The sequence below is a fragment of the Streptosporangium sp. NPDC000095 genome (assembly GCF_042899335.1).
Classification (GTDB): Bacteria; Actinomycetota; Actinomycetes; order Streptosporangiales; family Streptosporangiaceae; genus Streptosporangium.
The window spans coordinates 256081-276636 of the sequence record NZ_JBIAZS010000011.1 but is presented as its reverse complement, the minus strand read 5'-3'; the positions used below and the strand labels follow the sequence as shown (position 1 = coordinate 276636).

General features: G+C 71.8%; 13 protein-coding genes. 1 reads left to right on the top strand and 12 read right to left on the bottom strand.

Translation table 11 applies throughout. The features are described from left to right. Positions 1 to 48: 48 nt before the first annotated feature. Positions 49 to 966, bottom strand: a complete 918-nt coding sequence (locus tag ACFY3V_RS24835; RefSeq protein ID WP_362899202.1) for an AraC family transcriptional regulator — start codon at positions 964 to 966, stop codon at positions 49 to 51. Between the two features lie 119 nt (positions 967 to 1085). On the opposite strand from ACFY3V_RS24835, the gene ACFY3V_RS24830 reads away from it, so the two are divergent. After that, positions 1086 to 1637: an NAD(P)H-dependent oxidoreductase gene (locus tag ACFY3V_RS24830; RefSeq protein WP_362899118.1), complete on the top strand. Its 552-nt coding sequence runs from the start codon at positions 1086 to 1088 to the stop codon at positions 1635 to 1637. 45 nt (positions 1638 to 1682) lie between these two features. Here ACFY3V_RS24830 and ACFY3V_RS24825 read toward each other — a convergent pair whose 3' ends face one another. From ACFY3V_RS24825 to moeZ, 11 genes are all read right to left on the bottom strand, one after another. After that, entirely contained in the window at positions 1683 to 2876 is a 1194-nt protein-coding gene (locus tag ACFY3V_RS24825; RefSeq protein ID WP_362899116.1) for a cytochrome P450, read from the bottom strand. 312 nt (positions 2877 to 3188) lie between these two features. Continuing rightward, positions 3189 to 6890, bottom strand: a complete 3702-nt coding sequence (locus ACFY3V_RS24820; RefSeq protein WP_389776579.1) for a UvrD-helicase domain-containing protein — start codon at positions 6888 to 6890, stop codon at positions 3189 to 3191. After that, a complete protein-coding gene (locus tag ACFY3V_RS24815; protein ID WP_389776576.1) occupies positions 6884 to 10357 on the bottom strand; it encodes a UvrD-helicase domain-containing protein in 3474 nt (1157 codons plus the stop codon). The genes ACFY3V_RS24820 and ACFY3V_RS24815 overlap by 7 nt, the downstream gene beginning before the upstream one ends. Positions 10358 to 10836: 479 nt before the next feature. Continuing rightward, a complete protein-coding gene (locus ACFY3V_RS24810) occupies positions 10837 to 13632 on the bottom strand; it encodes a CDP-glycerol glycerophosphotransferase family protein (RefSeq protein ID WP_389776670.1) in 2796 nt (931 codons plus the stop codon). Between the two features lie 252 nt (positions 13633 to 13884). Next, on the bottom strand, positions 13885 to 14193 hold the full coding sequence (locus tag ACFY3V_RS24805; protein WP_350947865.1) for an MGMT family protein: 309 nt from the start codon (positions 14191 to 14193) through the stop codon (positions 13885 to 13887). After that, the gene (locus ACFY3V_RS24800; protein ID WP_350947866.1) at positions 14181 to 14531 is read right to left on the bottom strand and encodes a hypothetical protein; all 351 of its coding nucleotides are present in this window, start codon (positions 14529 to 14531) and stop codon (positions 14181 to 14183) included. Before ACFY3V_RS24800 ends, ACFY3V_RS24805 begins: the two co-directional genes overlap by 13 nt. Before the next feature lie 138 nt (positions 14532 to 14669). After that, a complete protein-coding gene (locus ACFY3V_RS24795) occupies positions 14670 to 15965 on the bottom strand; it encodes a S8 family serine peptidase (protein WP_389776572.1) in 1296 nt (431 codons plus the stop codon). After that, positions 15959 to 16918, bottom strand: a complete 960-nt coding sequence (locus ACFY3V_RS24790) for a hypothetical protein (RefSeq protein ID WP_389776569.1) — start codon at positions 16916 to 16918, stop codon at positions 15959 to 15961. The genes ACFY3V_RS24795 and ACFY3V_RS24790 overlap by 7 nt, the downstream gene beginning before the upstream one ends. A 96-nt stretch (positions 16919 to 17014) precedes the next feature. After that, positions 17015 to 18406, bottom strand: a complete 1392-nt coding sequence (locus ACFY3V_RS24785; RefSeq protein WP_389776565.1) for a S8 family serine peptidase — start codon at positions 18404 to 18406, stop codon at positions 17015 to 17017. Beyond that, positions 18400 to 19134 (bottom strand): hypothetical protein, encoded by a 735-nt coding sequence (locus tag ACFY3V_RS24780; RefSeq protein WP_389776562.1) that lies wholly within the window; start codon positions 19132 to 19134, stop codon positions 18400 to 18402. The genes ACFY3V_RS24785 and ACFY3V_RS24780 overlap by 7 nt, the downstream gene beginning before the upstream one ends. A gap of 176 nt (positions 19135 to 19310) precedes the next feature. Then, complete coding sequence (gene moeZ, locus ACFY3V_RS24775) at positions 19311 to 20492, bottom strand: adenylyltransferase/sulfurtransferase MoeZ (protein WP_350947871.1); 1182 nt, start codon at positions 20490 to 20492, stop codon at positions 19311 to 19313. Positions 20493 to 20556 lie beyond the last annotated feature (64 nt).

Genomic DNA, 20556 nt, shown 5'->3' with positions numbered 1-20556 from the left:
CGCGCGTTCCAGCCGTCTTCCGCCCCGGACGACCCGCCGCCGTTCCCGCTAGGCCACCGCGCTCTGGCGGCGATACCGGCCGGGCGCCACGCCGAGCTCCCGCTTGAAGGCGTTGCCGAAGGCGAACTCCGACCCGTACCCCACCCGCTCGGCCACCTCCGCCACCGACGCGTCGGAGTCACGCAGCATGCGGGCCGCGCTCATCAGCCGCCACCAGGTCAGGTACGCCAGCGGCGGCTGCCCGACCAGTCCCGTGAAGCGGCGGGCGAAGCCGGCGCGCGACAGGCCCGCGTGAGCGCCGAGGGACTCGACCGTCCAGCGGCGGGCGGGGTCGCGGTGGATGGCGTCGAGCGCGCGGCCGACGGCCGGGTCCGCCAGCGCGGCGGCCCAGCCGGACAGGGTGCAGGGCTCGTCCTGCGTCTCGAAGTAGGCCCGCAGGACGTACAGCTGCAACATGTCGAGCAGGGACGACACGACGGTGTCCGTGCCCGGGCGAGGGTTGTCGATCTCGCCGGCCAGCAACTCGACGGCGGCCCGCAGCTCCGGATGGCTGCCGAGCGTCGAGGGCAGATGGATCACGCCGGGCAGCGAACCCAGGATCGGGTGGGTCCTGTCGAGGTCGAGCAGGTAACCGCAGGACAGAATGACCGTCTCGGCGCCCGCCCCGCCGAACCCTGCCGAGGCGAACAGCTCGGAGTGCACGCCACAGTCGGACTCGACCAGCGGCCTCGCGGGATCGTCGGCCAACCCGAACGAGTCGCCGTGCGGCAGGAACACCAGGTCGCCCACGCTCAGCGGAACGGGCTCGCCCTCCTCGGGGAGCAGCCAGCAGGATCCGCGCAGCACCACCTGGAACCCCGCGGAACCGGGCGACGCGCGGAACGACACCCCCCAGGGCGCACGCCAGGAGACACGGGCGGAGGTGGGGCGTCCACACCGGATGAAGGCCGCGACGTCGCTCAGCATATCCACGCGGCCAGTCTACGCCCTGAGACGATGGCTTATAAATATTGGACAGCTGCGCATTCATTATCTCAGCCGGCCTCCCTACGGTGGTTTTCACAACCGAGCGAGGGAGCATCGACATGCTGAAGGTGGGCATCATCCTGGGCAGCACCCGCCCTGGCAGAAACGGCGAGGCGGTGGCGCACTGGGTCCGCGATCTGGCGGCCAAGCGGGGCGACGCCGAGTACGAACTCGTCGACCTGAAAGACTACGAACTGGGAAATCTGGACGAGCCCGAGCACCCCGCCATGGGCAACTACCAGCACGAGCACACCAAGCGCTGGTCGGCCAAGATCTCATCCCTGGACGCGTTCGTGATCGTGACTCCCGAGTACAACAACTCGTTTCCCGGCGGGCTCAAGAACGCCCTCGACTTCCTGTACACCGAATGGAGCAACAAGGCGGCCGGTTTCGTCGGCTACGGCGTGGACGGCGCGCCCCGGGCGATCGCGCACCTACGGCACGTGCTGGGCCTGCTCAGTGTGGCCACCGTGTCGAACCAGGTCGGGCTGTCGATCCACACCGACTTCGTGGACGGCTTCAATCCCGCCTCCGTCCACGAGGACCGGCTGAACGTCGTCCTCGACCAGGTCCTCGCCTGGGGCTCCGCCCTGCGCCCGCTGAGAGGATGAACCGGGACGTCGCCGTCCACGTCTCTCCCGGCTCAGCGGGCCCGCTCAGCCGGCGGAGGTGAGCAGCGGCAGTTTGCGTACGCCGGTCATGTTGGGGCTGGGGATGAACTGCGGCGGCTCGTCCGGGTCGGTGCGCAGGTGCGGGAAGCGGTCGAGCAGGATGTCGAGCGCGACGCGGCCCTCCAGGCGGGCCAGCGGGGCGCCGAGACAGAAGTGGATGCCCCTGCCGAAACCGAGGTGGGGGTTGGGATCGCGGGTCGGGTCGAAGACGTCGGGGTCGGCGAACTGCCTGGGGTCGCGGTTGGCCGCCGCGATCCACACCATGAGCATCTGGTCGGCGGGCACCTGCTGCCCGCCGAGCTCGACGTCGACGTTGGTGACCCGGGCAAGGGCCGCGAACGGACTGAAGAAGCGCAGGGACTCCTCGATCACGGCGGGGATCGTCGAGCGGTCCGCACGGGCACGGGCGAACCGCTCGGGCTGTTCGTCCAGGCAGAGCACCGTGTTGCCCAGCAGCATGGTGGTGGTGATGTGCCCGGCTATCAGCAGGATGTTGGCGAAGTTCACCACCTCGGCCTGGCTGAGCCGCTCACCGTCCACCTCGGCCTCGACGAGCTGGGTGAGCAGGTCGGCGCGCGGGTGGCGCCTGCGCTCGGCGGCGTGTTCGCCTAGGTAGTCGGTGAGGTGCTTCATCTGCTCCATCGCGACCGCGAGGTTGCGTTCCTGCTCCTCGCTGCGGTTGACCAGGGAGAACCGCTGGGAGTTCTCGAAGATTCTGTCGACCCACTGCTTGAACACGTAGCGGTCGGAGCTGGGCACCCCGAGCAGTTCCGCGATGACGATGACCGGCAGCGGGTAGGCGAGGTCGGACACCAGCTCCAGCCGGTCCTGCTCGGCCACCGCGTCGAGCAGCTCATTGGTGAGCGTGGCGATGCGCGGTTCGAGGTCGGCGACGATCTTGGGGGTGAAGGCGTGGCTGACGAGCTTGCGAAGCTTGCCGTGCATGGGCGGGTCCAGCTGTGTCAGGCTGCGCTCGGCGGGCCTGGCGATCTCGGGCACCATGCGGCTGGTGTCGGAGGAGAAGGTCTTCGGGTCGCCGAGAATCCGCAGCGCCTCGGGGTAGCCGTAGACGTTCCACATCCCGGTGTCGGCGTCGAAGCTCACCGGCTGGTCGGGCCGCTTTCCGCGTAGCCAGAAGTGCCCCTCGTGCAGGCCCCATGTGTCGGCGATGGTGGTCATGGCGTGCCTTTCCGCTCAGGACGGGTCCGGGATCAGCCGGGCTCGTGCGTTCTCTCATACGCGTGGAACCAGGTGCGGTGGGTCGGACCGACGCGCTTACCTTCCGGTGCTCGAAGGTCGGTCTTCGAAAATCTCACGGGAAGACACTCAGGGGAGGGTCTCCAGCCGGATATCAGGGATGTCGTAGTACAGATATGGCGCTGAAGTGATGATGCGCCGGCCTCCGCGCCCTCCGGCCAGGATCATTGGGTCACACTCCGGCACCCAAGACGCGGGATCACGCCGAGAGCGTCATGTTCACCGTGAGGAGTTCTACGGGAGTACGGGGACCGACTCGACGAGGGTGACGAGGCCGCGTTCGTCGAGGAGGTCGACGGGGCGGACCGTCTCGTTGAGCAGGACGTAGTGGAAGGCCGCCCCCACCTGGTCCAGCGGGACGGCGGCCAGGTGGGACCAGGCCAGCCGGTAGGCGGCGAGCTGCACGGAGGCGGCGGCCTCGGCCTTCCTCCCGTTCGGGCGGCGGCCGGTCTTCCAGTCCACGACCTCGTAGCGGCCTTCCGAGACCTGGAAGACCGCGTCCATCCGGCCCCTGACCACCCGGTCGGCGATCACGGTCTCGAAGGGGACCTCGACGTCGAGCGGCTCCCTGCCCGCCCACTCGCTCTCCTCGAAGCGTTCGCGCAGCTGGTCGAGGTGGGCGTCGGTCTCCTCGAAGTCGTCGGACGCGCCGGGCAGCTCGAACTCGTCCATCAGCCGCTGCTGGCCCCAGCGCCCCTCAAGCCAGCGGTGGAAGGAGGTGCCCCGTCGAGCCAGCGGCGCCGGTTTCTTCGGCACCGGGCGGCGGATCTGCCTGGCGAGCGCCTTGGGGTCGGAGGCGAGGGTGACGAGGGAGGAGACAGTGAGGTGGGTCGGCAGCTCCACCCGGCCCCTGCCGCGCCGCCGCTTCAGCTCCTGTTCCCTGAGCAGGAGCTCGATGTCGCGTTCCCACGCCTTCGCCCGTTCCCTGTCCCACCCTCGCAGCTCTGCCGTGGGGGCCGGCCGCCGCTCCGACAACTCACCGGGCTCGGCCTCGAACCCGGCCCAGGGCCCGGAGTCGGCTGCGGGTTCCGCAGCCGCCGTCCCCGACTCGGACACCGCACTCGCCCCGGAGACCGGCTCGGACACCGTTTCCGCCCCGGGAGCCGTCCCCGACTCGGGTACGGCTCCCGAACCGGTCGATTCGTCCCGCTGGACGGGGGGTGCTCCAAGGTCGGCATCGGCAGGGAATGGCGCCTCAGGGTCCTCGGGGAAGGACTCGTCCCACGGGTCCTCGGGGAAGGGCACGTCCGTCTCGTCCGGGAAGACCCCTCCTTGTGAGGCCTCGGACAGCGGGGCCTCGGGAAAGGGGACGTCCTCGTACGCGGGCGCGGAAACGCCCTCGGTCGCGGGAGCGGGAACGGAGGCGGCCCCGCCCGCGAGGGCCGCGAGGGCGGCCTCCACCATGGTGGCGCCGTCGAGAACGGCGGCGTAGCGGGCGTCGTCCGGCTCGATCGGCCACCGGGCCTCGGCGGGCTCGTCGAGGAGCGGGTTGGTGGCGCCCTCTTCCATCTCCGGCGCCCAGGAGACCACCCTGCCGCAGGTCTCGCGGATCTCCAGCAGGAAGTCCGAAGGGTCCAGCGGCCTGGCCGCGGTGCCCCAGCGGTAGCCGGAGGCGATCAGCAGGTAGTGGGCGCGGGTGACGGCGACGTACGCCAGGCGGCGCTCCTCGAGCAGGTCGCGGTCGCGGCAGCGCTCGTCGAAGTCGGCCAGCTCCTCCTTCGCGAGCCCGGCGAGTCCCGGCAGGTCGGAGGCGTCCCCGCGCAGCTGGTAGGGCAGCTTGCGCGGGTTCTCCGTCCACCTCGTGCTGGTCGTGGAGCGGGCGGGGAACACGGTGCCGACGGTGAGCGTCCCGGTCTTCGACAGCGCCTGGGAGAGACCGGGCACCACCACGACCGGCCATTCCAGGCCCTTGGAGGCGTGGACCGTCATCAGCTTCACGCTGTTGCTCTCGCCCACCCGCCCGGCGTCCAGGCCGTTCTCCTCCTCGTCGGCCGCCTTCAGGAACGCCAGGAACGCGCCCAGCGTGGGGTCCTCGGAGTCTCCGGCGAACCGGGCGGCGGCGTCCAGGAAGGCGTCGAGGTCGGCGCGGGCGGCGAAGGGGCCGACAGCCGTCCCCCTCGCCGCCACCTCGATGTCCAGGCCGAGGGTGCGCTCGATCTCCAGGATCAGGTCGGGCAGCGGCTGGCCGGTGTGGGCGCGCAGGACGCGCAACTCCTGGGCCATCGCGACCAGCCTCACCGCGGCCAGGGGGGAGAACAGTTCCTGCCACTCGGGGCGGTCGGGCAGTTCGTCGAGGGCGTCGACCAGGCTGCCGCGCTCCTCGGCCATGTCGGCCACGACCTGGTCCAGCGGGTCGGCCACCGGTGAGGAGCCCTCGCGGGTCTCCCGGTTCAGCTCGCGGGCCCGCTCGCCGAGCTCCTTGAGGTCTGCGGGTCCGATCCGCCAGCGAGGGCCGGACAGCAACCGCACCAGGGCGTCCCCCGCGCTCGGGTCGTAGATCACGCGCAGGGTGGAGACGATGTCGGCGATCTCCGGCACGAGCAGCAGCCCGCCCAGGCCGACGACCTCGACCGGGATGCCGCGCTCCTCCAGGGCCTTGCGGAGCGCGGGGAACTGCGAGCGTTTGCGCGCCAGGACCGCCACGTCGTGCGGCTGGAGCGCCTGCGGCCCGCCCCACATGCTCTGCTTCGCCTTCTTACGCTCGCCTTCGCCCCACGGCATGCCGTCGGGCGCGCTCTCGACGCCCAGCACCTTCGCGACCTCCAGGGCGACCCAGCGCGCCTCGTCGTCCGCGGTCTCGTGGAAGGCGCACATCACCCGGCCGCGCTCGACCCGGTTCTTACCGGGCACCAGGACCGGCACCTCCCTCGCCTCCATCCGGAGCGGCAGCTGGATCCGGGCGGCGACGTCGAGCACGGCGTCACCGTTGCGGAAGCTGACCGAGAGGCGGTTGACGGGCGCGAGTTCCCCCGAGGCGGTCCTGAAGTCGCGCGGGAACCGGGTGAGGTTGCCCGCCGAGGCGCCGCGCCAGCCGTAGATGGACTGGCAGGGGTCGCCCACCGCCGTCACCGGGTGGCCGCCGCCGAACAGGGCACGCAGCAGGACGAGCTGGGCGTGGCTGGTGTCCTGGTACTCGTCGAGCAGGACCACGGCGAACCGCCCGCGCTCGATCACGCCGACGTCGGCGTGCCGGTCGGCGATCCTGGCGGCCAGCGCCATCTGGTCGCCGTGGTCGACCACCTCCCGGCCGCGCTTGAGGCGGTTGTACGCCTCGACAAGCGGCAGCAGCTGCTCCCTGGCCCGCTGGGTGAGCAGCGGTCTGCGCTGGTCCTTGGTCGGGGTGCCGGGCAGCGCGGCGAGCCGCTGGGCGAGCTTGGTGCCGACGTCGCGTACGTCCTGCGGGGTGCGCAGGTGTTCGGCGAGCTCACCGGCGAGTTCGAGCACCGCCCGGGTGACGGTCGCCGGGCTCCACTCGACCTGCTCCATCGGTCCGTCGTACGAGCTCACCACCCGGCTGGCGAGCTGCCAGGAGACGGCTGGGGAGACCAGGCGCATCGTCGGCTCCAGCGCCTCGCGCAGGGCGTGCTCGGTGACCAGGCGGGCCGCGTAGGCGTGGTACGTCGAGATGGTCGGCTCGCCCTCCAGCAGTTCCGCCGGCACCTGCCCGACCTCGACGAGACCGTTGAGCCGCTCGCGCACCCGCGCGGCCAGCTCGGCGGCGGCCTTCCTGGTGAAGGTGAGGCCGAGCACCTGCTCGGGGCGGAGCAGCCCGTTGGCGACCAGCCAGACGACGCGCCCGGCCATGGTCTCGCTCTTGCCGGATCCGGCCCCGGCCATCACGACCATCGGTTCGAGGCCGGCCTCGATCACGGCGGCCTGTTCGGGGGTCGGCGGCAGGATGCCCAGCTTGGCGGCGAGCTGGACCGGGCTCAGCACACCTGGTCTCCGTTCTTGCTGACCGGGCAGCTCGACCGTACGGCGCAGGTGCGGCAGCCGTCGTTCACCTTGGCCTGGAAGAACGGCCCCGACATGCCGACGGCGACGGTGCCGACCATGTCCTTGGCCCAGTTCGGGTCGGGGTCGTCCCCGAGGGGAGGCTGCGACTGCTCCTTGGCGGCCTTCTTGCCCGCCGCGTCGCCCACCTGGACCAGTGCCGCGCCGCCCGGCTCGGTCAGGCCGTGCCGCTGGAAGGCGCCGAGCAGCGCGGCGAGCTGGTAGACGCCGAGCTGGGGGTGGCGTTCGAGCTCGCCGTCCTTGGCGCCGGTCTTACCGGTCTTGATGTCGATGATCACGGCCCGGCCCTCGCCGTCGCGCTCGACCCGGTCGACCCGGCCCTTGATCTGCACGCCCTCGGAGACCATCGCCGTGAACGCCTCCTCCAGGCCGACCAGCTCCCTGGGGTTCTCCTCGTGCCAGCGGACGAACTTGGAGATCATCTCCTCGGCGACCGCGCGTTGCTTGCGGTTGTACCAGACGCCGCCGAAGTCGAGTTCGTGCCAGACGTCGTCCAGGCGCTTGCCGAGGGTCTCCTCGGTGGGCATGCCCGTCGCGGCGAGGACGGCGAGCGCGTGCACGACCGTGCCCAGGCCGCGGGCCACGTCGGTGCCGCCCGCGCCCACGGAGGTCTCCAGCAGCCAGCGCAGGCCGCACTTGCTGAAGCTCTCCACCGCCGAGGGCGAGACGCGCACGATGTCGTCGGGCCAGCTGAGCGGGCGGTCGTCGGAGATGGGGGTGAGGGCGTACCACTCGTTGGGGTGGGCGCCGGGCACCCCCGAGGCGGCGAGCCTCGCCAGGTGCTCGGCCGCGGACCTGCGCAGCGGCTCGGGCCTGGTGGAGTCGGCGACCGCCGAACGCAGGTCGGCCACGAGCGCGGGCATGCTGAGCCAGCGGGAACGCTCGTCGACGCCCGCGTCCTCGGTCGAACCGGGGACGAGTTCGGTGAGGAAGCGGGAGGGCCGTTCCTCGGTGTCGTCGCCGCCCACGGCGGTGACGATGAGCCTCTTTCTCGCCCTGGTCGCGGCCACGTAGAACAGGCGGCGCTCCTCGGCCAGCAGCTGGGAGGCGAGGGCGGCGGAGACGGCCGCGGGGTTCTCGTGCTCGGAGCCCTCGGCTCTGGCGACCATGTCGTCGGTGCTCAGGATGGACCCGCGCAGCCTCAGGTCGGGCCAGGCGCCCTCCTGGACCCCGGCGACGACCACCACGTCCCATTCCAGGCCCTTGGAGCGGTGCGCGGTGAGGATGCGGACCGTGTCGCCGTCGGGGGCGCGCTCGGCGAGCGAGTCACCGGGGATCTCCTGGGCGACCAGGTCCTCGACGAACACGTCCACCCCGGCGTGCGGGAGCCGGTCGACGAACCTGGCCGTGTGGTCGAACAGCGCCACGACGGCGTCGAGGTCGCGGTCGGCCATGAGGCCCCGCACGCCGCCCCTGAGGCTGACGTCGGTCCACTTCCTGGCCAGTCCGGTGGCCTGCCAGACGGCCCACAGCACGTCCTCGGCGGTGCCGCCCTTCCTCACCGCCTCGGTGGCGGCGGAGATGAGACCGGCGAGCCGTTCGGCGGGCTGCGCGATGTGCGGCTCCACCCTCACCAGCTCCCGCGCGTCCTTCAGCGCCGCGACCATCAGCTCGCCGGACGAACGCGGACCGTGGGTCTCGCGGGCCGCCATCTCGTCCGCGTCGTACGCGCCGACGCGGGCCGGCGCCTCGTCCACACCGTGTTCGCCGAGGCCGGTCTCCGGCTCGTCCGTGACGTCACCGACGCGGGTCGGCGCCTCGTCCGCGCCATGGTCGCCGATGCGGGGCGGCGCCTTGTCCGCATCGTGCTCGCCGGGATCGGCCGACGTCTCACCCATGTCGCGCTCTTCGGAACCGGCCGGCGTCTCACCCTCGTCGTGCCCGCCAGGGCCGGCCGACCTCTCGTCCACGTCGCGCTCTCCGGAACCGGCCGACCTCTCGTCCACGGTGTGCTCGCCGGGATCGGCCCGCGTCTCGTCCACGGTGTGCTCGCCGATGCCGGTGAGCGCCTCGTTCTCGGCGATCCGCAGCGCGCGGCGCAGGCGGCGCACCCCGATCATGTCGGTGCCGCCGAGTGCTCCGGTCAGCAGCTCCTCGGCCACCCCCTCGTCCAGGGTCTCCGGGTGCAGTGCCACCTGGATGAGCCTGATCAGCGGCCGTACGCCCGGCTCCTGGAACAGCGGCACCTCGCCGCCGCCGACCACCACGGGCACCCCGGCGCTGACCAGCGCCCGGCGCAGCAGCGGCACCTGACGGGTCGCCGAGCGCACCAGCACGGCCATCCGTGACCAGGGGACACCGTCGAGCAGGTGCGCCCTGCGGAGGGTGTCGGCCACGATCGCCGCCTCCTGAGGTCCCCCGTCGGCCACCAGCACCCGTACGTCGCCGGGCTCGGCGTCCGGCAGGGCTCGCAGGTCGCGGTGGGCGGCGGCGCCGGGGGGAGCGGGCAGGCGGGCGGTGACGCGGCGGGTCGCCCTCAGGAGTTCGCGACCGCTGCGGCGGCAGACGCGCAGCGCGATGACGGGGGCCTTCGCGCCGTTCGCGTCGCGGAACCTGTCGGGGAAGTTCATGATCCCGCGGACGTCGGCGCCACGGAAGCCGTAGATCGACTGGTCGGGGTCGCCGACCGCGACCAGGTCGCGGCCCTCCCCCGCCAGCTGCCGCAGCAGGAACTCCTGTGCGGGGTCGGTGTCCTGGTACTCGTCGACGAAGACGGCGTCGTACGCCGACCGTTCGCGAGCGCGCACCTCGGGGTCGGAGAGCAGCGCGCCCGCCGCGCGGATCAGCTCCGCGTAGTCGAGCACCGGTTCCAGGTCGAGGTCGAACCTGGCCTGGTAGCGGTCGGCGAACCCTCCCGCGGCCACCCAGTCGGCGCGGCCGTGGCGGCGGCCCAGCTCTCTCAGCTCGGGTCCGTCGAGACCGCGCTCGGCGGCGCGGGCGAGGAAGTCGCGGAGCTCTTGGGCGAAGCCGCGCGTCTTGAGCGCCTCGTGCATGTCGTGGGGCCAGTGCGTGGCGCCGTCCTCCAGCTCGCCGTGGAGCAGGCGGCGGATCTCCAGGAGCTGCTCGGGGCCGGTGAGCAGGCGCGGTGGCAGCCCTCCGGCGAGCACGGCCTCGCGGCGCAGCAGCGCGTAGGCGTAGCTGTGGAAGGTGAGGGCGAGGGGGGTGCGGGTGGTGCGGCGCATCCGGGAGGTGATGCGCTCGCGCAGCTCTTCCGCGGCCTTGCGGCTGAAGGTGAGGACGAGCACCCGCTCGGGGTCGACGCCTCGGCGCTCGATCCTGTCGACGACGGTCTCGACGATCGTGGTGGTCTTGCCGGTGCCCGGCCCCGCGAGCACGAGGAGCGGGCCGCTCTCATGGGCCACCACCGCCCGCTGGTGCTCGTCGAGCACAGGGGCAACAGCCCTCCCCGCGCCCTCACGACGTATCAGCCGCCAGTCCTGACCACTCACAACTCGCCATTCCACCAGATCCCGGACGATGATCGTGCCGAGTCGGTGGGTACGGCATGGCGGATTCTTCACCGGATGGGGCGGGCCGCGAGCGGTTTTCCGGAAAACCGGCGGGCGGAGCACCGCGCGGACCTGGGCGGGAGTCTTCCAAGGGCTCCGAAGGGGGTTCGGCGGACGGGGCGGGCATCGTGCGGGAGACTCGCGGAATCACCGGGAACCGGCCGGGGATCCGCGAGAGCGCCCGGAGCGGAGAGGTGCTCTCCGTGCGACGAACTCGCAGGCGGTTCCGGGCCCGGCGGCCTTTTCCCGTGGGAGGCTCTCCCCGGGACGATCCCGAAGACAGTTCTTCGGGGCCGTATCCGGAGAACGGCCCCGAAGAACCGGCGAACCGTCCGGTCCGGGCGGGTCAGGCGGGTGGGTCAGGCGGAGAAGACGCGGTCGACGAGTCTCGCCGTCGCCTTGCCGTCGTCGCGGGGGACGTAGGTGCGCTGGAAGAGGTCGTACTTCTCGGCGTGGGCGGCGGCCACCTCGTCGATCGACTTCAGGGCCTTGATGACCTCGGCCCCGGTGGACAGCAGCGGGCCGGGGGCCTCGGCGGCGAGGTCGAGGTAGATGCCCCGCTTGGACGAGTAGCGCTGCAGGTCGTAGGTGAAGAAGAGCATCGGCCTGCCGGTCGCGGCGAAGTCGAACATGACCGACGAGTAGTCCGTGATCAGCACGTCCGCGATCAACAACAGATCCGTGATATCCGGATATGTCGTGACGTCGCGGCCGAGGCCGGCGCGCACGTTCGGTGCCGCCTGCATCGAGTGACCCCGGATCAGGAACTCGTGGCCGGGACCGAGCACCCGGTGTGCCTCGGCCAGATCCAGGCGGATCGAGGCGTTCTTGCGGTCGTAGTCGCGGTAGGTCGGCGCGTAGAGCACCACCTTGGCCCCCTCGGCGATGCCGAGCCGCGCGCGCACCGCCGCGGCCAGCTCGTCGCGGTCGGGGGCGACGAGCACGTCGTTGCGCGGGTAGCCGCTCTCCAGGACCTCGCCCTGGTAGCCGAACGCCTTGCGCATGACGCGGGTCGCCCAGGGACTCTGGGAGACCAGCAGGTCCCAGCCGCGCACCTCGACGGCCTGCCGGTGCCAGGCCGGCGGCTTGGGGTCGCGGGACATGTGCGGCAGGTCGTTGCCCAGGCGCTTGACCGGGGTGCCGTGCCAGGTCTGCACCACCACCTGGTCCTCGCGGGACCGGAACCACGGCGGCAGGAAACCGTTGGTCACCACGTAGCGCGAGCGGGCGAGCGCCGCGTAGTGCTCGCGGCTGCCCGCGCGCACCACGGTCGGCCCCTCGCCCGTGCCGAAACCGAGCCTGTCGGGGCCCGGCGGCACGAAGGCGCCGTCCTTGACCACCCAGATGTGCTCGCCGGTGTCGCCGCGCCGCACGCGCTCCTCGTACACCGCGCGGACGCTGCCCTCGTACTGCCGCCCGTCGTAGGCGACGTAGACGGTCGCGTCGTTCAGCTCGCGGGTCCGCTCGGCGGGGTAGAAGTGCCGGCGCAGGGCGTACAGGCCGCCCGCGCCCTTCTCGTCGTCGGGAAGGTGCTCGGCGACGGAGAGCACGGGGATGTCGAAGCGGGTGGAGATCAGGCGGTATTCGCGACCGTCACGGATCTTCGTCTCCTCGTCCAGCCCGTCGAGGATGGCGTGGTCGACGCGGAACGGGACGATCTGCCCGGCCGCGTCGCGCACCGCCATGCTCCAGGTGCCGCTGTTCAGCGGGGCCGTGTCGCCGAAACGGGGCATCGCGGCGGGCGCGAGCCTCACCGTGAAGCGGGAGTCCTCGCGCTCCAGGGGGATCGCGTGGATCAGCCCGCTGCGGTGCTTGAGGGTGAGCGCTGCCTCACCGGAACCCGGGTAGGAGCCCTCCAGGGTGAGCACACCCCCCTCGTCCCAGGTCGCGGCGGTGACGACCGGGCGGATCCGGTGCGCGGAGACGCTCACGCGGTCGCGCCGGTCGCGCAGCACGGTGATCTCCCGGTCACCGACGACCGTACGGCTCTCCTGGGCCTTGCCGATCATGACGGAGGCCGCAGGATCGCCCTTGGGCTCGATCCAGAGCCTGCCGCCGTCGCGTTCCTGCAGCAGGGAGGCCGTCGCGAGCGGCACGACGACGGTGGTGCCGCCCTCACCGGGGGTGAAGTCGGCGGCGATCCGGTGGCCGTCCAGGCGGGCCTGTCCCCTGTTGACCTCCTTGCCCGGCAGGAAGACCTCGACCTCCAGGCGCTCACCGACCAGCCGCACGCCGACCAGCTCGGCCCGGGTGGGCTGCAGCACGATCTGGAGGGCACGGTCGGAGGTCCAGACGGGACGGATCCACCAGCCCTTGCCGAGGTCCAGGCCCGCGGGACGCTCGGTGCGGCCGGTGGAGGGGCCACGCAGCAGACCGCCCGCGCGGGCGCCACGGCTCCAGATCACGATCTCGGCGCGCCAGGTGGTGGTGTCCTGGACGGTCTCGCGGCGGCGCAGCAGGCGCTTGCCGCCGCGCACCACGGCCCGCACGGCCGAACGCCAGCGCAGTGGCCACGGGCTCATCTCGGCGGTGAAACCGGACCAGTCGTAGTTGCAGCCCGCCTCCTCCGCCCCGTGGGTCGCCTCGGGGTGGAAGACCCTGCGGGTGCGAAGCCGCACCGGCGGCAGCCAGCGCGGGCCGCGCAGCACCACGGTGGCCCGGTTGAAGCGGCGGCTGCGCACGGACAGTCCGGCCAGGTAGGCGTGCCCGCTGACATGCAGACGGCCACCCGACCAGGAGATGTCCTCGATCTGGGTGACCGGGATGAGGTCGGCCGCCCGCAGGCGGTACAGGGCCTCGGGCAGCTCGTCCTGGAGCGGCAGGTCGGCGTACCACCTGAGGCTCTTGCGGACGCGTCTGGACGGTTCGGCCGCGGCGGTGACGAGCTTTTGCAGCGCGTCGCCGTCGGCGAGCTCGTCGATCTCCCGGTGCTCGATCAGGTGGAAGGCGATCCTGCGGGCGACCGGAAGGTCACGCTTGACCTTCGGGTCGACGCCGGTGACGTACGGCTTCAGGAGCGTGACGAACTCGCGGCGCTTGGCGGCTCCTCGTTTGGCCGCGATCTCCAGCCTGGACCCCAGGGGGCCGGCCAGCGCGTCGGCGTCGAAACGGCGTCGCTCGACCGGTTTCAGTCCGTCTGCCAGCACCGCTTCCATGATCGAGTCGAGTGGTTCTCCCCGGTCGCAGAGATCCTGGACAGCCCGCAGGCGATCGGCGACGGGGTCGCCGCCGGCTCGTGCGGGAGTGGCACCGGTCGCCATGGAGAAGGCACCGCCTTTCGGACAGAGCGCTGTCCTAGGCCATGTTAGTGCGCCACAGCAGGGCCGGTTACGCGGTAATTTACGGGCTTGAAGGATTTACAGGCATTTGTAATCTAGCCGGTTTCCCGCTCGGTCCCTTCGTACCGTCTACGGTTTCCCGTCCCATCTGGCCGCCCGCATGTCGGCGCGCGTACCCCTCAGCGGGGTCCGCTCCTCGCGCCAGCTCACCAGGCACCGCTGCTCGTGACCGGGCGGCGGGGTGCCGTCGGCGTGCACGACGCGCCACCAGGGCACGCCCCCGCCCCATGTGGACATCACCCTGCCGACCTGGCGCGGACCTCCCTCGCCGAGATACTCGGCGATGTCGCCGTAGGACATCACCATCCCCGGCGGGATGCGCTCGACCAGGTCGAGCACCCGCTCGGCGTACGGGGTGGGGTGGCCTACTGGCTCCATACGGTCGGTCCGGCGGAGAGGATCTCGTCGAGCTTGCCGAACTCGTAGGCCGCGGAGCCGTTCAGCTGCTCCACCAGGCCACCGCGGATCGCGTAGGACTCGCCGTCCTCACCGACGAGCCGCGCCCCCAGGAGGGCGGACACCCGCGCCAGCTGGGCCACCTGCCAGTCGGATCCGGGCGTGCCGGAAAGCCGACCGTCCCATACCGCTATGGCATGGACCGCGCCATTGTGACGGGCCAGGATCTCTCCCGACTCCTGTGAACCTCTGAATTCGAACCCCGCCTGCCCCAGCACAGTCGCGAGTTCCGCGAAGGCGAGAGGCGCAGGGCGCTCCACGCGCAACTCGTACCCCATAAGGCGCGAGACTATCGAACCTTCCAGGTATTCCGGGTATGAATCCCGACATCTGGGCTGCCGCATCCGAACGGTGTCCAAAACGCGTTCGAATCGCAGTCGAATCGCCGTCGAACACGGTTACCTCCGCGATCTCCCGCGCCGGATCGGCTCGGGGGCCGCCATCACCTGCCCTCCCTTGCCGGAGTGCCGGTTGAGCATCACCACGGCCCCCGCGAACGCGAGCAGGCCGGCCACGAGGCCCGTGCCGTACAGCCAGAGGCGCACGGGCTCCGGGCCCGGCCTGCTGGGCTCGGTGGGCAGGGTGCCGTCACCGAAGTGCTTGCCCTCGGGAACCGGAACCTCCTTCGCGCCGGCCACGAGGCGGCCCGCCGCCTCCAGGGCGGCCGCGGCGTCGACGACGCCGAACCCGACGTGGTCGTCGTAGCCGTTACGGGGTCGGGACGTGGCCGTGGAGGTGAGGGCCTGCGACACCATTTGCGGCGATATATCCGGATATTTTGCTTTTATTAGGGCGGCGACGCCGGCCACCAGCGCGGTCGCCGAACTGGTCCCCTCAGAAGACCCGTACTCCCCACCGGGAACGACCACCGGAACATTGACGCCCGGCGCCGAGACCAGGACCGAGAGGTTGTCACTGCTGAACGTCGCCGGCCTGCCCAGATCGTCCACCGCGCCCACCCCGATCACCCCGGAGTATCCGGCGGGGAAGTTCCAGAAGGAGGTGGCCTTGTCCATGGCGTACTGGGAATCCCCGTCGTTGCCCACGGCCGCGACGAGCACCACGCCCCTGGACAGCGCGTAGGAGACCGCCTCCCGCTCACTCCTGTGCGGCCCGTAGGCGCCCAGCGACATGCTCACGACCTTGGCCCCGTGGTCGGCGGCGTAGCGGATCGCGCGGGCGAGAGGGCTGTCGGCGCCCGAGCGCAGGTCCTGGGGCGGCGCGGAGGGCCCGTCCTCCGGCCGCTCCTCGACGATCAGCGGCAGCGAGAGGATGCTCGCCTCGGGCGCGACGCCGAGCAGGCCCTCCTCCCCCTTGCCGGCCCCGGCGATGAGCGAGGCCATCGCGGTGCCGTGCCGCCCGGCGTCCGGGGCGTCCCTGTCGAACTGGACCGACCCCATGTCCGGCCCGGAGATCACCCGCCCCCGCAGCTCGGCGACCTGGTCGTCCACCCCGCTGTCGACCAGGGCCACGATGACGCCCGCGCCCCTGGTGACCTTCCACGCCTCCCCGGCGTTGAGCATCTCCAGCACCCAGCGCTGGTCCTCTCGGACGTCCGCGGCCCCCCCGGGCTGTACGGAAACAGACGGTGCCGACACCGGCGAGGCGGCCGACACCGGCCCGGCGAGCGCCGGACCCGCCACGCAGAGCGCGGCCAGCACTCCCGCCGCCCAGAACCGGCGCCGCCTCAGCACACGTTCCCCTGGGTGCACTGGGGCACGGCGCTCGGCTCGTCGCCAAGGGCACGGGCGATGCGCCCGGCGACCGCCTGGGCCGCGGGCCACAGCTCGCTGTGCAGGATCTCCTCGGGGGCGACCGCAGCCCGGGTGCGCCCGTCGGTGTAACCGGCGGTGGAGAAGACGATGTAGGGACCGACGCCCACCCAGGCGTTGCGCTGGCGTTGCGCGGCCCCGAACAGCTCGGTCGCCGTGCCGGGGAAGGCCACGGGACGCACCCCCACCCGGTCGTCCACGCCCAGCTGCGCGGTCGCGGCGAGCCTCCGCTCCTCGTTGTCGAGCACGGCGATGCCCACGGTGAAGACGAACGAGGACGTCTGGTCGACGTAGGTGGCCCGCAGCAGGGTGCGGCAGCCGTATTCGGAGAGCACCGATCCCACCGGCGCGTCCGTTCCCGCCGCGCAGGCCACCTCGGGGGCGAGACCGACCCTGCGGGCGTACTGCTGGACCCTGCCGAGGCCGATGTACTGCAACTCGACGGGGAAGACCAGGTCGGCGGTCCAGGTGTACCAGCGCCTGGCGATGTCGTCCTGGATGTAGCGGGCCTGCTCGGCGGCGGTCAGCGGGCGTGAGCTCGTCTCGCGCACCAGCCCGACCGTGCCGGTCAGCACGTTGGTGGCGGCGATGGCGAGGATCGTGCCCACCAGGATCAGGAAGATCGTACGGAAGTGGATGCCCTGCTCCAGGGTCGCCAGCTCGGCCCGCCTGACCGCCTCGCGGTCGCGGCCCGCCGCGGGCCAGGACCGCACCCGGGCCCGCCGGGCGGACGCACCGGGCGCGGGCGCTCGCCGACCCCGGCCGCCTCCGGCGCCGCCCACCCGTGAACCGGACGGCGGCCAGCCGCCGCGCGCGCGGGGGGCGGGAGTCCCCAGGGGCCGCTCCGGCTCCCGGGACCGCCCTTGCTGCGACATACTTCCGATGCTACGTCGAAGGACCTCTCCGCCCTATCGGTGGAGTGTATTTTCGCGGCGCTCCCCCGCCCGGACATCCACGGTCAGGCCGGAGGCTCACGGCCAGGGGGCCGTGAACGGGTCCCGCACGGGTTCCTCGACGATCTCCGACGAGCGCGTACGGCCGATGCACACGGCGAGCACGATCAGGGAGACGACCGCGCCGAGCCCGGCGGCCACGGCCACCCCGCCGTACAGGGTGATCCGGTCCCGGTCGCGGTGGACGATCCGCACGGGCTCGACCGCCCTGCCCAGCGGGCGGGCGGGGTCGTGCCCACCGGCGCCCCCGGCCCCCTCGGCGGTGAGGGTGTGCCGGGAGATCCTGGCGGCGGCGGCGAGTGCCCGGGTGGCGTTGACGACGCCGAAGCCCGTATCGGTGTCGTAGCCGCCGGTGGGCCGCCGGGTGGCTCCCGCGGTGATCGCCTGCACGACCAGCACGGGCGACATATCCGGATATTTGGCCTTGATGAGGGCGGCGACGCCCGACACCAGGGCGGTCGCCTGCGAGGTGCCCCGGCCGACCCAGTACTCGTCCCCGGGCCCGGCGCCGAGGATGTCCACCCCCGGCGCGGCCACCAGGACCGAGGGGTTCCGGTTGGAGAACGAGGCCCGGCGCAGCCCGCGGTCCGTCGCGGCGACCGAGACCACCCCGGGGAAGGCCGCCGGGTAGGAGTAGGGGGCGTGACCTCTCGCGTCCGGCTTCTCCGCGCCCTCGTTGCCCGCCGCCGCGACGAGCACGACCCCCTTGGAGATCGCGTACCGGATCGCCGACCGCTCCTCCCTGGTCGCCAGCTCCTTGGAGATCGACATGTTGATCACGTCGGCGCCGCGGTCCACCGCGTGCCTGATGCCTCTGGCCACCACGTTCTCGTAGCGCTCGGCGGTGTTGAACTCCCGGAAACCGGGCTCCTCGTCCTCCAGGATGACCCGTACGGAGAGCACCTTCGCACGTGGCGCGACGCCGATCACCCCGTCGCCGCCACCGGGACCGTGCCCGTGTCCGGCGATCAGCGACGCCATGTACGTGCCGTGCAGCCTCAGGGGTTCCACCCCCGGAGGGTTGGCCCCGGTCGTGAAGTCCTTACCCTCGATCACCGAGCCGGCGAGATCCCGGTGGTCGCGGTCCACCCCCGAGTCGAGGACGGCCACGATCACCCCGCTGCCCTCGGAGATCTGCCAGGCCGCGGGCAGGTCAAGGGTTCGCAGCACCTCCCGCTGGCTGTCCCTGACGTCGTCGGCCCGCGCGACCGGTGCCGGAACCAGGACCACCGGCACCGCCAGGGCCGCCAACACCACCGGCGTCGCCCGCGTCACCGCGCTTCTCAGCGCTCTCAGCGCCCTCGGTGCCCTCGGCGACACCAGAAGTCTCAGCGCCACCAGCACGGTGAGCACCGGAGGCACCCCCACGGACGGCCCGGCGGCGGGCGGACGCCTCGGCGTGGTCAGCATCGCCATTCCGTGGAGGCGCAGTCGGGGTGGGCGGGCATGGACAGCTTGGCGAGAATGCGGTCGGCGATGTCCCCGGTGAACGCGAACAGGGTCGGCCGCTGCTCACCGACCGCCCTCGCCGGTCGGCCGTCGGTCTGCCCGACCGTGGCCATCACCAGGTACGGGCCCGACTGCCGGGCGAGGCCCGCCTGGCGCCCCGCGGAGACGAACCTGTCGGTGACGGTGCCGGGGAAGGCGAGCGCCCTCAACCCCGGCGCGGGCCTGCCGCTCCTGGGCAGTGCCGCCCTCGCCGTGGTGGCGCCGATCTCGTCCGCGAAGGCCGCGACGCCGACGGTGACGACGATCCCCTGGAGCGCGTCGATGTAGGTGGCCCGCAGGATGCCCAGGCAACCGGTCCGTCGCAGCACCTTGCGCAGCCGGGCGTCGACCGCCCTGTCACAGCGGGTCTCCGGCGAGATGCCCACCCGGCGGGCCTTCTCCTCGCCGCCCTGCTCGGGGGCGTAGGTGACGGTCTCGGGAAAGACGCGCCCGGCCGGCCATGCCTGCCAGCGCCTGGCCACCTCGTCGAGGGCGGCCCGGTCGAGCTCCGCCTGGGTCGGCCCCCGGGTGAGCTCCGTCGCCGCGGCACTGCTCGCCACCCCGGCCACGATCGCGCAGAACATCGTGAGGGCCGAGGCCACGACCAGCGTCGGCCATGAACGCCGCCGCTGACGTGGGACTTCATGCACGCCCTCGACCTTAATGCGGCGAGGCGGGTGTCATCCGCCGTTCCGTCCAGATCCGTCAGTGTGGAGAGCACTTGGTGACCCCGACGGAACCCCTGGAACCACTGCGGACCGCCTGAACGGCGAGCGCCCCGCGGAGCGCGTGCTCCACGGGGCGCCGGACATATCGGACACGAGCCTCAGTAGGTGGGCAGGCTCGGGTCGACCGTCTTGATCCAGCTGAGCACGCCGCCGCCCACGTGGACGGCGTCGGAGAAGCCGGCGCTCTTGACGACCGCGAGCACCTCGGCGGAGCGGGCACCCGACTTGCAGTGCAGGACGATCTTCTTGTCCTGCGGGAGCCGCTCCAGCGCGGAGCCGTTGAGGAACTCTCCCTTGGGGATGAGCACGGCGCCGGGGATGGACACGATCTCGTACTCGTTCGGCTCGCGGACGTCGATCACGTAGATGCTCTCGCCCTGGTCCTGCCAGGACTTGAGCTCGGCGGCGGTGATCGTGGAGCCGGAGGCGGCCTCCTGCGCCTCCTCGGAGACCGCGCCGCAGAACGCCTCGTAGTCGTCGAGGAGCTGGGTGACCGTCGGGTTCTTGCCGCAGAGCACGCACTCGGGGTCCTTGCGGACCTTGACCGAGCGGTAGTTCATCTCCAGGGCGTCGTAGATCATCAGACGGCCGACCAGCGGCTCCCCGATGCCCGCGAGGAGCTTGATCGCCTCGTTGACCTGGATGGAGCCGATCGACGCGCACAGCACGCCGAGCACGCCGCCCTCGGCGCACGAGGGGACCATGCCGGGCGGCGGGGGCTCGGGGTAGAGGCAGCGGTAGCAGGGGCCGTGCTCGGCCCAGAAGACGCTGGCCTGGCCGTCGAAGCGGTAGATCGAACCCCAGACGTACGGCTTGCCGAGGAGAACGGCCGCGTCGTTGACCATGTAACGGGTGGCGAAGTTGTCGGTGCCGTCCACGATGAGGTCGTAGGCGGCGAAGATCTCCATCACGTTGTCCGTGGTGAGCACCTCGTTGTGGACGACCACGTTGACCAGCGGGTTGATCTCCCTGACGCTGTCGGCGGCGCTCTCCGCCTTGGGGCGGCCGATGTCGGACTGGCCGTGGATGACCTGCCGCTGCAGGTTGGACTCATCGACCACGTCGAAGTCGATGACGCCGAGCGTGCCCACTCCCGCCGCCGCGAGATAGAGCAGCGCCGGAGAACCCAGGCCTCCGGCGCCCACGCAGAGCACCTTGGCGTTCTTCAGACGCTTCTGCCCGGCCATGCCCACGTCCGGGATGATCAGGTGGCGCGAGTAACGGCGCACCTCGTCGACGGTCAGCTCGGCTGCCGGCTCTACCAGCGGTGGCAACGACACAGTTCTGCTCCCGTTTCAGGGGTCCTTGATGCGGCTGGCGCAGCACGCTCCACTCACAACCTAA